Annotated in this window: 11 protein-coding genes; 8 read left to right on the top strand and 3 right to left on the bottom strand. The window is 69.6% G+C overall.

Translation table 11 applies throughout. The features are described 5' to 3' along the window. Positions 1 to 109: 109 nt before the first annotated feature. Complete coding sequence (ilvD, locus tag ACEJ41_RS10960; protein WP_374012305.1) at positions 110 to 1,963, bottom strand: dihydroxy-acid dehydratase; 1,854 nt, start codon at positions 1,961 to 1,963, stop codon at positions 110 to 112. Positions 1,964 to 2,387: 424 nt separating this feature from the next. Here ilvD and ilvC point away from each other — a divergent pair, with 424 nt between their 5' ends. From ilvC to gdhA, 8 genes are all read left to right on the top strand, one after another. Then, the gene (gene ilvC / locus ACEJ41_RS10965) at positions 2,388 to 3,380 is read left to right on the top strand and encodes a ketol-acid reductoisomerase (RefSeq protein ID WP_374012306.1); all 993 of its coding nucleotides are present in this window, start codon (positions 2,388 to 2,390) and stop codon (positions 3,378 to 3,380) included. A gap of 9 nt (positions 3,381 to 3,389) precedes the next feature. Then, entirely contained in the window at positions 3,390 to 5,135 is a 1,746-nt protein-coding gene (ilvG, locus tag ACEJ41_RS10970; protein WP_374012307.1) for an acetolactate synthase 2 catalytic subunit, read from the top strand. Then, positions 5,119 to 5,382, top strand: coding sequence for an ACT domain-containing protein (locus ACEJ41_RS10975; RefSeq protein WP_374012308.1), 264 nt, complete (start codon positions 5,119 to 5,121; stop codon positions 5,380 to 5,382). The genes ilvG and ACEJ41_RS10975 overlap by 17 nt, the downstream gene beginning before the upstream one ends. 105 nt (positions 5,383 to 5,487) lie before the next feature. Continuing rightward, complete coding sequence (locus tag ACEJ41_RS10980) at positions 5,488 to 6,648, top strand: threonine dehydratase (protein WP_374012309.1); 1,161 nt, start codon at positions 5,488 to 5,490, stop codon at positions 6,646 to 6,648. Then, positions 6,645 to 8,201, top strand: a complete 1,557-nt coding sequence (locus ACEJ41_RS10985; RefSeq protein ID WP_374012310.1) for a 2-isopropylmalate synthase — start codon at positions 6,645 to 6,647, stop codon at positions 8,199 to 8,201. The genes ACEJ41_RS10980 and ACEJ41_RS10985 overlap by 4 nt, the downstream gene beginning before the upstream one ends. 155 nt (positions 8,202 to 8,356) lie before the next feature. After that, positions 8,357 to 8,560 (top strand): hypothetical protein, encoded by a 204-nt coding sequence (locus ACEJ41_RS10990; protein ID WP_374012311.1) that lies wholly within the window; start codon positions 8,357 to 8,359, stop codon positions 8,558 to 8,560. Positions 8,561 to 8,686: 126 nt separating this feature from the next. Further along, positions 8,687 to 9,781 carry a 3-isopropylmalate dehydrogenase gene (gene leuB, locus ACEJ41_RS10995; RefSeq protein WP_374012312.1) on the top strand — a complete coding sequence of 365 codons (1,095 nt, stop codon included), beginning with the start codon at positions 8,687 to 8,689 and terminating at the stop codon, positions 9,779 to 9,781. Positions 9,782 to 9,841: 60 nt separating this feature from the next. Then, a complete protein-coding gene (gene gdhA, locus ACEJ41_RS11000) occupies positions 9,842 to 11,182 on the top strand; it encodes an NADP-specific glutamate dehydrogenase (RefSeq protein ID WP_374014128.1) in 1,341 nt (446 codons plus the stop codon). Between the two features lie 413 nt (positions 11,183 to 11,595). Here gdhA and leuD read toward each other — a convergent pair whose 3' ends face one another. Continuing rightward, positions 11,596 to 12,252, bottom strand: a complete 657-nt coding sequence (gene leuD / locus ACEJ41_RS11005) for a 3-isopropylmalate dehydratase small subunit (protein WP_374012313.1) — start codon at positions 12,250 to 12,252, stop codon at positions 11,596 to 11,598. Between the two features lie 13 nt (positions 12,253 to 12,265). Then, positions 12,266 to 13,693, bottom strand: a complete 1,428-nt coding sequence (leuC, locus tag ACEJ41_RS11010; protein ID WP_374012314.1) for a 3-isopropylmalate dehydratase large subunit — start codon at positions 13,691 to 13,693, stop codon at positions 12,266 to 12,268. Positions 13,694 to 13,733 lie beyond the last annotated feature (40 nt).

Raw genomic sequence — 13,733 nt, forward strand, 5'->3', positions numbered from 1 at the left:
GGTTACTGGATGCGAAAGGCCTCAGGCCTTCCTCACCATAGCAACCGGAAGTTGCAGCCCAAACCCATCACACTTTTTTCACGCCCAGCCCCAACAGTGGCAAACCGCCTCACCCCTCCAGCAAGGTACGGTCGCGCACGGCGCCCTTGTCGGCACTGGTGGCCATCAGCGCGTAGGCCTTCAGCGCAATGCTGACCTTGCGCTCGCGCGGCTGCGCCGGGGCCCAGCCGCTGGCGTCCTGGGCGGCACGACGGGTGGCCAGTTCCTCGGCGGACACCAGCAGGTCGATGCTGCGCGCCGGGATGTCGATGCGGATGCGGTCGCCATTGCGGACCAGGCCGATGGCGCCGCCGGCCGCGGCCTCGGGCGAGGCGTGGCCGATGGACAGGCCCGAGGTGCCGCCGGAGAAACGGCCGTCGGTGAGCAGCGCGCACTGCTTGCCCAGGCCCTTGGATTTCAGGTAGCTGGTGGGATAGAGCATCTCCTGCATGCCCGGGCCACCCTTGGGACCCTCGTAACGGATCACCACCACCTCGCCCGGCTGCACCTCGTCGCCGAGGATGCCTTCCACGGCCGCGTCCTGGCTCTCGTACACCCGCGCAGGGCCTTCGAACACGTGGATGGATTCGTCCACGCCGGCGGTCTTCACCACGCAGCCATCCTGGGCGATGTTGCCGTGCAGGACAGCCAGGCCGCCCTCGTCGGAAAAGGCGTTGGCAAGGTCGCGGATGCAGCCTGCGGCGCGGTCGGTGTCCAGGCTCGGCCAGCGGGTGGCCTGGCTGAAGGCGGTCTGGGTAGGGATGCCGGCCGGGCCGGCCTTGAAGAAGGTGTGCACCGCTTCGTCGGCGGTGGTGGCCACGTCCCACTTGGCGATGGCCTCGCCCAGGGTGCGGGCGTGCACGGTGGGCACGGAGGTATCCAGCAGGCCGGCGCGCGCCAGCTCGCCCAGGATGGCCGGGACGCCACCGGCGCGGTGCACGTCCTCGACGTGGTACTTCTCGGTGTTGGGCGCCACCTTGCACAGCTGCGGCACGCGCCTGGAGAGGCGGTCGATGTCGCGCAGGGTGAACGGCACCTCGCCTTCCTGGGCGGCGGCCAGCAGGTGCAGGATGGTGTTGGTCGAACCACCCATGGCGATGTCCAGCGCCATCGCGTTCTCGAACGCGGCAAGGCTGGCGATGCCGCGCGGCAGGGCCGCCGGATCTTCCGCGCCGTACCAGCGGTGGCACAGCTCCACCGCGGTGACGCCGGCACGCTTGAACAGCGCTTCGCGGTCTGCATGGGTGGCCAGCAGGGTACCGTTGCCGGGCAACGACAGGCCCAGCGCCTCGGTCAGGCAGTTCATCGAGTTCGCGGTGAACATGCCGCTGCACGAGCCACAGGTCGGGCACGCGCTGCGCTCCACCTGCGCCACCTCCTCGTCGGTGGCATCAGGATCGGCGGCCATCACCATCGCGTCGATCAGGTCCAGCTTGCGGCCGGCCTCGGTGCCATCGGCAAGCCGGGTCTTGCCCGCTTCCATCGGCCCGCCAGAGACGAACACGGTGGGCACGTTCAGGCGCATGGCGGCCATCAGCATGCCGGGGGTGATCTTGTCGCAGTTGGAGATGCACACCAGCGCGTCGGCGCAGTGCGCGTTGACCATGTACTCCACCGCGTCGGCGATCAGCTCGCGGCTGGGCAGCGAATACAGCATGCCGTCGTGGCCCATGGCGATGCCATCGTCCACGGCAATGGTGTTGAACTCCTTGGCCACCCCGCCCACCCGCTCGATCTCGCGCGCGACCAGTTGCCCCATGTCCTTGAGATGCACGTGCCCGGGCACGAACTGGGTGAACGAGTTGGCGATGGCGACGATCGGCTTGTGGAAGTCCGCATCCCGCATGCCGGTGGCGCGCCACAGCGCGCGGGCGCCGGCCATGTTGCGGCCGTGGGTGGAGGTCCTGGAACGGTATTCGGGCATGGTGTGGAATCGCTGGCTGGAGGGCGGGCGCGGGCTGGCCTGCGCGCGCGGGATGTGAAGGGCGCAAACGCCCACCGATTGTGCTGCGTTTCCTCGGTTGCATGTGCAACCGTGGCCCCGGCGATGGCCGCGCTTGACAGCCACCAAGGGGCGTGGTTCCCTAGCGGGCATGTTGCAGCGCCACACGCCCTCCGTCGACCGCAGCACCGCGCGCCACGCCGCGCAGGAGCTCGTCCTCGTCCTTATTACCTCGTCAACAGGTGCGGGACGAAGCGGCGTGTAAGAAACAAGCCGGATTCACGAAACCCCGCACCGAAAGGCGCGGGGTTTTTTTGTTTGCGTCGCATGCTCCACAGAAATAACAGCAGAAACAATTCATTTCCGTCACATTCTTCCTCTTTTCAACTCCGCACAGGACCAAGCCATGACCAGCAGCACCTCCCTCCAGCCCAAGATCACGATCGTCGGCTACGGCAGCCAGGGCCGCGCACACGCGCTGAACCTGCGTGATTCCGGCTTCGACGTGACCGTCGGACTGCGTCCGGGCGGCCCCACCGAAGCCAAGGCCCAGGCCGACGGCTTCGTGGTCAAGGCTCCGGCCGAGGCGGTGAAGGATGCCGACCTGGTGGCGGTGCTGACCCCGGACATGGTCCAGCAGAAGCTGTACGAGGACGTGCTGCACGCCAACCTCAAGCAGGGTGCGGTGCTGCTGTTCGCGCACGGCCTGAACGTGCACTTCGACATGATCAAGCCGCGCGAAGACCTGGACGTGATCCTGGTCGCGCCCAAGGGCCCGGGCGCGCTGGTGCGCCGCGAGTACGAGATCGGCCGCGGCGTTCCCTGCATCTACGCCGTGTACCAGGACAAGTCCGGCCAGGCCGAGCAGTTCGCCCTGACCTACGCCGGCGGCCTGGGCGGCGCCCGCGCCAACATCATCAAGACCACCTTCAAGGAAGAGACCGAGACCGACCTGTTCGGCGAGCAGGCCGTGCTGTGCGGCGGCGCGTCTTCGCTGGTCCAGGCCGGCTTCGAGACCCTGGTCGAGGCTGGCTACCAGCCGGAAATCGCCTACTACGAAGTGCTGCACGAACTGAAGCTGATCGTGGACCTGTTCTACGAAGGCGGCGTGACCCGCATGCTGGAGTTCATCTCCGAGACCGCCCAGTACGGCGACTTCGTCTCCGGCCCGCGCGTGATCGACGCCTCGGTCAAGGCGCGCATGAAGGACGTGCTGACCGACATCCAGAACGGCACCTTCGTGCGCAACTGGAAGGCCGAGTACGACGCCGGCCTGCCGAACTACAAGAAGTTCCAGCAGGCCGACAAGGACCACGCGATCGAGAAGGTCGGTGCCGAGCTGCGCGCCAAGATGGTCTGGTTGCAGGCCAACACGCAGAACGACGCCGCCAAAGCCTAAGGCATACGCATGAACGCCAATTCCCCAACAGCGAAAGCGGCCGGGTTGCGCAATGGCGCAGCCTGGGTCACGCATGCGCTGGAGGCCGAGGGGGTGGACACCATCTTCGGCTATCCAGGCGGCGCGATCATGCCGTTCTACGACGCCCTGGTGGACTCCGGGCTGCGCCACATCCTGGTCCGCCACGAGCAGGGCGCGGCGCTTGCCGCCAATGGCTATGCCCGCGCCAGCGGGCGGGTCGGCGTGTGCGTGGCCACCTCCGGCCCGGGCGCGTCCAACCTGGTGACCGGCATCGCCGATGCGATGCTCGACTCGGTGCCGATGGTGTGCATCACCGGCCAGGTCGCCACTTCGCTGCTGGGGACCGATGCGTTCCAGGAACTGGACGTGTTCGGCATGACCATGCCGATCGTCAAGCACAGCTTCCTGGTGCGCACGGTGGATGAATTGCCCAACGTGCTGGCCGAGGCGTTCCGCCTGGCACGCGAAGGCCGCCCCGGGCCGGTCCTGATCGACCTGCCCAAGGACGTGCAGGTAGGCAGCGCCACGCACCTGCCGGTGCACGCGCCGGCAACGGTGGAGCCGAACCCGGCCCCGGCCGACGCGGCCCTGGCGCAGGCCATCGCCTCGATCGCATCGGCCGAGAAGCCGGTGATCTATGGCGGCGGCGGCATCGGCATTGCCGATGCGGTGGTCGAGTTCCGCCAGTTCGTGGAAGCGGCCGGCATCCCCACCGTGCTGACCCTGCGCGGCCTGGGCGCACTGCCGGGCAACCACCCGCAGTTCCTGGGCATGCTGGGCATGCACGGCACCCGCTCGGCCAATATCGCCGTGCAGGAATCGGACCTGCTGGTGGTGGTGGGCGCGCGTTTCGACGACCGCGCCACCGGCAAGCTGGCCGAGTTCGCCCCGTTCGCGCGCATCGTCCACCTGGACGCCGACGCCTACGAGATCTCCAAGCTGCGCACCGCCGATGTGTCCCTGCCGGGCGACGTGGCCACCGGCCTGCGCGCGCTCACCGCCGCCCTGCCGGCCACCCCGAGCCAGGCGCAGCAGGACTGGCGCCAGCGCTGCGACGGCCTGCGCGAGAAGCACGCCGCGCGCTACGACGCCCCCGGCCAGGACATCTACGCCCCGGCCCTGCTCAAGCGCGTCAGCGAGCTGTCGCCCGATGCGGTGATCGCCTGCGACGTGGGCCAGCACCAGATGTGGGTGGCCCAGCATTGCCGCTTCAACCATCCTCGCAACCACCTGACCTCCGGCGCGCTGGGCACCATGGGCTTCGGCCTGCCGGCGGCGATGGGCGCGCAGTTCGCCTGCCCGGAGCGGCCGGTGGTGCTGGTTTCCGGCGATGGCAGCTTCATGATGAACGTGCAGGAGCTGGTCACCGTGGCCCGCTGCAAGCTGCCGGTGAAGATGATCCTGCTGGACAACAGCTCGCTGGGCATGGTCCGGCAGTGGCAGGAACTGTTCTTCGACAAGCGCTACAGCGAGATCGACCTGTCCGACAATCCCGACTTCGGCGCGCTGGCGCGCGTGTGCGGCATCCCCGCCACCCGCATCGACCGCCGCGCCGACGTGGATGGTGCGCTGGCCGCACTGCTGGCCGCCCCCGGCCCGGGCCTGCTGCACGTGGTGATCGACGCACGCGCCAACGTCTGGCCGCTGGTGCCGCCCAACACCGCCAACAGCACCATGCTCGAATCCAATCCCAACGAACAGAAGGCGGAGTCCGCGCATGCGTTACCGGCTTGACCTGGTGCTGAAGCCCGTGGAGGGCGCACTGGTGCGCGTGATCGGCATGACCGAGCGCCGTGGCTTCGCGCCGCGCGCGATCAGCGGCGGCACCGACGGCGACGACGGGCGCTGGCGGCTGCAGCTGGTGGTGGACGGCAGCCGTCCGGCCGAAACGCTCAAGCGCCAGCTGCAGAAGGTCTATGACTGCGAGGCGGTGGACATCGTCGCCCTGGAAGACGCCGCGGCCGCCGAGGCGGTGCAGTGAATACCCGCCCGGCCGCCTCCGTGACCGCCACTGCCGCCCATGCGGAGGCAGTGGTGCGGAGGTGTCTTCTTCGACATTGCACGCGGGCCCGCGGCCATGCCGGTCATGCCTGAGGCCGGCCTCGCCAGCGCCGACACCGGGGAAGCCGACGTCGGCGACGTCGGTGTGGCCGAGGTGCTGGCCGCGCAGGCGCGGTTGCGCCCTTACCTGCCGGTCACCCCGATGCACCTTGCCGAGCGCTTCGGGGTGATGCTCAAGCTGGAAAACCTGCAGCGCACCGGCTCCTACAAGGTGCGCGGCGCGCTCAATGCGATGCTGGCCGCGGCCGAGCGCGGCGACCGCCGCCCGGTGATCTGCGCCTCGGCCGGCAACCATGCCCAGGGCGTGGCGTGGGCCGCCTACCGCCTGGGCGTGCAGGCGATCACGGTGATGCCGCACGGCGCGCCGGAAAACAAGATCGCCGGCGTGGCCCACTGGGGCGCGACCGTGCGCCAGCACGGCGACTGCTACGACGAGGCCTATGCCTTCGCCGTGCAACTGGCCGAGCAGAACGACTACCGCTTCCTGTCCGCCTTCGACGACCCGGACGTGATTGCCGGCCAGGGCACCATCGGCATCGAGATCGCCCCGCACGCCCCGGACGTGGTCATCGTGCCCATCGGCGGCGGCGGGCTGGCCTCCGGCGTGGCCCTGGCGCTGCGCTCGCAGGGCGTGCGCGTGGTCGGCGCCCAGGTCGAGGGCGTGGACGCGATGGCCCGCGCGATCAAGGGCGACGTGCGCGAGATCGCGCCGGTCAGCTCGCTGGCCGACGGCGTGCGGGTGAAGGTGCCCGGCTTCCTCACCCGGCGCATGTGCGCGCGCCTGCTCGACGACGTGGTGATCGTGCGCGAGGCGGAACTGCGCGAAACCGTGGTCCGCCTGGCGCTTGAGGAAAACCTGATCGCCGAGGGCGCCGGCGCCCTGGCCCTGGCCGCCGGCCGCCGGGTGGCGGGCAAGCGCAAGTGCGCGGTGGTGTCCGGCGGCAACATCGACGCGGCCACCCTGGCCACCTTGCTGTCGGAGGTGCGGCCACGGCCGCCGCGCAAACCCCGGCGCCGCACCGGCGAGCCCGGGCCGGCCGCCGAACCGGCGGATGCTGCAGCGCGCAAAAGCACCCCCGTGGCAAAGCGCCGCCCAACCGCTAACCTGTCCCCATCCGCCACCATTTCCGCGGCTGCGCCCTCACCGGTCCAGCAGCCCGTCAGCGAAGAGGAGTTCACCTGGTGAACGCGCCCATCTCCCCGGCCCGCATCCGGGTATTCGACACCACCCTGCGCGACGGCGAGCAATCGCCCGGCTGCAGCATGACCCCGCCGCAGAAGGTGGTGATGGCCCGCGCCCTGGCCGAGCTGGGCGCGGACGTGATCGAGACCGGCTTCCCGGCCAGCTCGCAGTCCGACCGCGAGGCCATGGCCCTGATCGGCCAGGAGCTGCGCGAACCGGTGCTGGCGGTGCTCTCGCGCTGCCTGCCGGCCGACATCGACATCTCCCTGCGCGCACTGGAAGCGGCTGCGCGCCCGCGCCTGCACGTGTTCCTGTCCACCAGCCCGCTGCACCGCGAGCACAAGCTGCGCATGACCCGCCAGCAGGTACTGGACCGGGTGGTGGAGAGCGTGGCCTACGCCAAGCGCCATATCGACGACATCGAGTTCTCCACCGAGGACGGCACCCGTACCGAGGAAGACTTCCTGCATGAAGTGGTCGCCGCGGCGATTGCCGCCGGCGCCACCACCATCAACGTGCCCGACACGGTGGGCTTCACCACGCCGGAGGAAATCCGCAACCTGTTCCGCGGCCTGATCGCGCGGGTACCGGGCGCGGACAAGGTGGTGTTCAGCGCGCACTGCCACAACGACCTGGGCCTGGCCGTGGCCAACACCCTGGCCGCCATCGAAGGTGGCGCGCGCCAGGTGGAGTGCACCATCAACGGCATCGGCGAGCGTGCGGGCAACTGCGCGCTGGAAGAGATCGTGATGGCGCTGAAGGTGCGTGGCGCGTTCTTCGAGGCCGACACCGGCATCGACACCCGTCGCCTGGTGCCGACCTCGCAACTGCTGCAGCGCCTGATCGGCATGCCGGTGCAGCGCAACAAGGCGGTGGTGGGCAGCAATGCGTTCGCCCACGAGTCGGGCATCCACCAGCACGGCATGCTGCGCCATCGCGGCACCTACGAAATCATGCGCCCGCAGGACGTGGGCTGGCCGGACACGCAGATGGTGCTGGGCCGGCACAGCGGCCGCGCCGCGGTCGAGCAGCGCCTGCGCGCCCTGGGCTATTACCTGGAAGAGGGCGAGCTGGAACTGGTGTTCACCAGCTTCAAGGCCCTGTGCGAGCAGCAGCGCGTGGTCACCGATTCGGACCTGCAGACCCTGATGCAGGGCACCGGCGACGGCGATGGCGATGGCTACCGCCTGGCCTCGTTGACCCTGAGCGACCTGGGCCAGCGCGCCAGCGCGTCGGTGGAGCTGTCCGATCCGGAAGGACGCAGCGTGGCCGAGACCGCCGAAGGCGACGGCCCGGTGGACGCGCTGTTTGCCGCACTGGCCGCCGCCACCGGCGTCCAGCTGAGCCTGGAAAGCTACCAGGTGCACAGCGTGGGCCTGGGCGCGGACGCCCGCGGCGAGGCCAGCCTGAGCGTGCGCCACGGCGACACCGAGTACGAAGGCACCGGCACCAGCCGCGACATCATCGAAGCCAGCGCGCTGGCCTGGCTGGACGTGGCCAACCGCCTGCTGCGCCAGCGCCAGGGGACGGCCAGCGAACGCCTGGCCACTGCCTGATCCATGCGCATGATGTTGCTCGCCGCCGCCCTGCAAACGGGACGCCATCCGGGACTGCCGCCACGCCGCGGCATGGATGGCGGTGGCGCCTGCATCCTTCCGCCGCCGGCAGCGGCGCGGCACCGTGTCGGACGCGACCGCGGGGCTGATACCTGATGCCGGCCGAAAGCAACCCGGCCGCCGCGTTGACGTTCGACGCGGCGGTGTACCGCGCGCTCTCGCGCAGGCGCTCGGACACGCCGTATCCGCATCCGGGCACGCCCGTGCCGGACGACACCCCCCAGGCCGCACCGGGCGGAGCCCGGGCGCCGGATGTTTCCACCGTCGCCTGCGACGGTTCGCGAAAATCGTCCGGCTGACCGGCACCGCCGCGCACGCCCCGCCGCCTGGCGGCCGCTGCGCGCGCGTGCAACGCCTTCCGGACCGCGTGCCCGCCACGGCCGCCGCCCGCTTCCATCTTCATCGCTTCCACGAGATCCACATCCATGCACGCTGACATCGTCGTACTGCCCGGAGACGGCATCGGTCCCGAGATCATCGCCGCCACCCTGCCGGTGCTCGAGGCCATCGCCACCCGCTACGGCCACACCTTCGCCTTCCACGAGCACGATATCGGCGGCATCGCCATCGACCGCCACGGCGAGCCGCTGCCGGCCGCCACCCTGGACGCCGCACGCAAGGCCGACGCGGTGCTGCTGGGCGCGGTGGGCGGGCCCAAGTGGTCCGACCCCAACGCCAAGGTGCGCCCGGAGCAGGGCCTGCTGGCGATCCGCAAGGGCCTGGGCCTGTTCGCCAACCTGCGCCCGGTCAAGCCGCACCCGGCCGCGCTGGGCGCCTCGCCGATCAAGTCCGAGCTGCTGGAAGGCGTGGACATCATGGTCGTGCGCGAGCTCACCGGCGGCATCTACTTCGGCGACAAGACCCGCAGCGACAGCGATGCCACCGACATGTGCCGCTACACCGTGGCCGAGGTCGAGCGGGTGGTGCGCAACGCCGCCACCCTGGCGCGCAGCCGCCGCGGCCAGCTCACCTCGGTGGACAAGGCCAACGTGCTGGAGACCTCGCGCCTGTGGCGCGACGTGACCGCGCGGGTGATGCGCGAGGAATTCCCGGACGTGACCGTGGAACACCAACTGGTCGATTCCATGGCCATGCACCTGCTGTCGCGGCCGCGCGCCTACGACGTGATCGTCACCGAGAACATGTTCGGCGACATCCTCACCGACGAGGCCTCGATGCTGGCCGGCTCGCTGGGCCTGCTGGCCTCGGCCTCGCTGGGCGCGGGCAAGGCCGGGGGTGACGGATCGCAGGGGGCCGGGCGCCAGGTCGGGCTGTACGAGCCCATCCACGGCTCGGCACCGGACATCGCCGGCAAGGGCATCGCCAATCCCTACGCCACCATCCTCAGCGCCGCGCTGCTGCTGCGCCATTCGCTGGGGCTGGAGCGCGAAGCGGCGGCCATCGAAGCGGCGGTCGACGCCGCGCTGCAGGCACGCGCCTTCACCGCCGACCTGGCCGCGCCCGGAAGCGCGCTGTCCACCGCCCAGGCCGCGCAGGCGGTCATCGACCGCCTCGCCTGAGCGGCCGCGCGTACCGAACACGACATCAAACATCACACCAGGGGAGAGAGCGCCATGACCATGCCCGGATCACGGGAAGAATTCCTGACGCGGGTGCAACGCCGCGACCCGCACCAGCCCGAGTTCCTGCAGGCGGTGCGTGAAGTCACCGCCAGCCTGTGGCCGTTCCTGGAGCGCCATCCCGAGTACGCCCGCGAAGGGCTGATCGAGCGCCTGGTCGAGCCCGAGCGGGTCGTCCAGTTCCGGGTGGCCTGGGTCGACGACCACAACCAGGTGCAGGTCAACCGCGCCTGGCGCGTCCAGCACAGCTCGGCGATCGGCCCGTTCAAGGGCGGCATGCGCCTGCACCCGTCGGTGAACCTGTCGATCCTGAAGTTCCTGGCCTTCGAGCAGACCTTCAAGAACGCGCTGACCACGCTGCCCATGGGCGGCGGCAAGGGCGGCTCGGACTTCGACCCCAAGGGCAAGAGCGATGGCGAGGTGATGCGCTTCTGCCAGGCGCTGATGCTGGAGCTGTACCGCTACCTGGGCCCGGACACCGACGTGCCGGCCGGCGACATCGGCGTGGGCGCGCGCGAGGTCGGCTACATGGCCGGCATGATGAAGAAGCTGTCCAACCAGGCCGGCTGCGTGTTCACCGGCAAGGGCATCGCCTATGGCGGCAGCCTGATGCGCCCGGAAGCCACCGGCTACGGCACGGTGTACTTCGTCGAGCAGATGCTGCAGTACGCCAACCGCCAGACCCATGGCGCCGACGTGCTGATCTCCGGCTCGGGCAACGTGGCCCAGTACGCCGCGTTCAAGTCCACCGAGCTGGGCGGCAAGGTGCTGACCTTCAGCGATTCGGACGGCACCCTGTACGCCGCCGACGGCTTCGACGCCGAGGCCATCGCCCAGGTCGCGGACCTGAAGAACCTGCGCCGCGGCCGCCTGGCCGAACTGGGCGAAGACCCGCGCTTCGACTACCTGCCGGGCAAGCGTCCGTGGCACATCCCGGCGCAGATCGCCCTGCCCTGCGCGACCCAGAACGAACTGGACGAGGATGACGCGCGCACCCTGGTCAAGAACGGCGTGGTGTGCGTGGCCGAAGGCGCCAACATGCCGTCCACGCTGGAAGCGGTGGACGTGTTCCTGGAGTCGGGCACGCTGTATGCGCCGGGCAAGGCCTCCAACGCCGGCGGCGTGGCCACCTCGGGCCTGGAGATGAGCCAGAACGCGCTGCGCCTGTCCTGGCACCACGCCGAAGTGGACGAGCGCCTGCACGCGATCATGAAGGACATCCACGGCAACTGCGTGCGCCACGGCAAGCGCAAGGACGGCACGGTGAACTACGTGGATGGTGCCAACATCAGCGGCTTCGTGAAGGTCGCCGACGCGATGCTGGCCCAGGGCGTGTACTGACTCCTCTGTTCCACGTTGCATGCGAAAACGCCGCCAGATGGCGGCGTTTTCGTTTCCGGGTCAGGGCCACTCACTCCGGTGGGCGCGCGCTGTCCGTCGATGTATCGATGACGGCTTCGATCAATGATGCGTCTTCGGTTGTAGGAGCCGGCCTTGCCGGCGACCGCGGCGCGGCGTGACGCCCAGGGCACCGTGACGCGCGGGAGGTCGCCCGCAAGACGGGCTCCTACAACAGCCGCGCCACCCCGCCCTGTAGGGGCCGGCCTCGCCGGCGACCGCGGCGAGGGATGACGTGGCGCGATGTAACCCGATGCGGTGTCTGGCGCTGGCAATGACCCGGGCCGTGCCGGGTCGCCGGCAAGACCGGCTCCTACACGACGAGGGAACATCGACATGCCGACGGCGCGGACGGGCTAGTTGGCCGCGATGCCCGCGTTGAACAGCCACGGCTGCGCCGCCTTGTGGCGCGCCTCGAACGCCACGATCGCGTCCTTCTCCTGCAGGGTCAGGCCGATATCGTCCAGGCCGTTGAACAGGCAGTGCTTGCGGAAGGCGTCGATCTGGAAACGGTATTGCACCCCGTCCGGGCGGGTGACCGTCTGGGTCGCCAGGTCCACCGTCAGCGCGTAGCCCTCGGTGGCCTCGCACTGCGCGAACAGCGCATCGACCTCGCCCGCCTCCAGCACGATCGGCAGCAGACCGTTCTTGAAACTGTTGTTGAAGAAGATGTCGGCGAAGCTGGGCGCGATGATCGCGCGGAAGCCGTATTCCTCCAGCGCCCACGGCGCATGCTCGCGCGAGGAGCCGCAACCGAAGTTCTCGCGCGCCAGCAGCACGCTGGCACCGGCGTAACGCGGGAAATTGAGCACGAAGTCGTGGTTGAGCGGACGGTTGGAGCTGTCCTGCCCGGGCTCGCCCACGTCCAGGTAGCGCCACTCGTCGAACAGGTTGGGGCCGAAGCCCGTGCGCTTGATCGACTTCAGGAACTGCTTGGGGATGATCTGGTCGGTGTCGACGTTGGCACGATCCAGCGGAGCGACCAGGCCGGTATGGGTGGTGAAGGCTTTCATCGTCGGATCTTCCTCAGGCTTCCGCCAGTTCGCGTACATCGACAAAATGGCCGGCCACCGCCGCCGCCGCGGCCATCGCCGGGCTCACCAGGTGGGTGCGGCCACCGGCGCCCTGGCGGCCTTCGAAATTGCGATTGGAGGTGGACGCGCAATGCTCGCCGCTGCCCAGCTTGTCCGGGTTCATCGCCAGGCACATCGAGCAGCCCGGCTCGCGCCACTCGAAGCCGGCTTCGATGAACACCTTGTCCAGGCCCTCGGCCTCGGCCTGTGCCTTGACCAGGCCCGAGCCGGGCACCACCAGCGCCTGCTTGATGCTCGACGCCACCTTGCGCCCGCGCGCCACCGCAGCGGCCGCACGCAGGTCCTCGATGCGCGAGTTGGTGCACGAGCCGATGAACACGCGATCCAGGCGGATCGCGGTGATCGGCTGGTTGGGCTGCAGCCCCATGTACTTGAGTGCGCGCAGGATCGAATCCTTCTTCACCGGGTCGGCCTCCCGATCCGGGTCGGGCACGTTCTGGTCCACGGCCAGCACCATTTCCGGCGAGGTGCCCCAGCTGACCTGCGGCTTGATGTCCTGCGCGCGCAGTTCGACCACGGTGTCGAACACGGCATCGGGGTCGGAGACCAGCGTCTCCCACACCGCCACCGCCTTGTCCCAGTCCGCGCCCTTCGGCGCGAACGGGCGGCCCTTCACGTAGTCGATGGTCTTCTCGTCCACCGCCACCATGCCCACCCGCGCGCCGGCCTCGATGGCCATGTTGCAGATGGTCATGCGGCCTTCGATGGACAGCTCGCGAATCGCGCTGCCGGCAAACTCCAGCGCATGGCCGTTGCCGCCGGCCGTGCCGATGTGGCCGATGATCGCCAGCACGATGTCCTTGGCGGTCACGCCCGGGCCCAGGGTGCCTTCCACCCGCACCTGCATGTTCTTCATCTTCTTGGCCACCAGGCACTGGGTGGCCAGCACGTGTTCGACCTCGGAGGTGCCGATGCCGTGCGCCAGCGCGCCGAATGCGCCATGCGTGGACGTGTGCGAATCACCGCAGACCACGGTCATGCCCGGCAGGGTCGCGCCCTGCTCGGGGCCGACCACGTGGACGATGCCCTGGCGCACGTCGTCCATCTTGAATTCCAGGATGCCGAAGTCCTCGCAGTTCTCGCCCAGGGTCTGCACCTGCAAGCGCGAGACCGGATCGGCAATGGCCATCAGCCCGCCTGCGCGCTCGGCGCGGGTGGTGGGCACGTTGTGGTCGGGGGTGGCGATGTTGGCGCCCACCCGCCACGGCGTGCGCCCGGCCAGGCGCAGGCCCTCGAACGCCTGCGGCGAGGTGACCTCGTGGAGGATGTGGCGGTCGATGTAGATCAGCGAGGAACCGTCGTCGCGACGGGTCACTTCGTGCATCTCCCACAGCTTGTCGTACAGGGTCTTGCCGGCCATGCGTGCCTCGGTGGTGTCTGGCGGTGGCGGGCAACGGCCC

It is taken from the genome of Pseudoxanthomonas koreensis (genome assembly GCF_041890415.1).
GTDB classification, from domain to species: Bacteria; Pseudomonadota; Gammaproteobacteria; order Xanthomonadales; family Xanthomonadaceae; genus Pseudoxanthomonas; species Pseudoxanthomonas koreensis_A.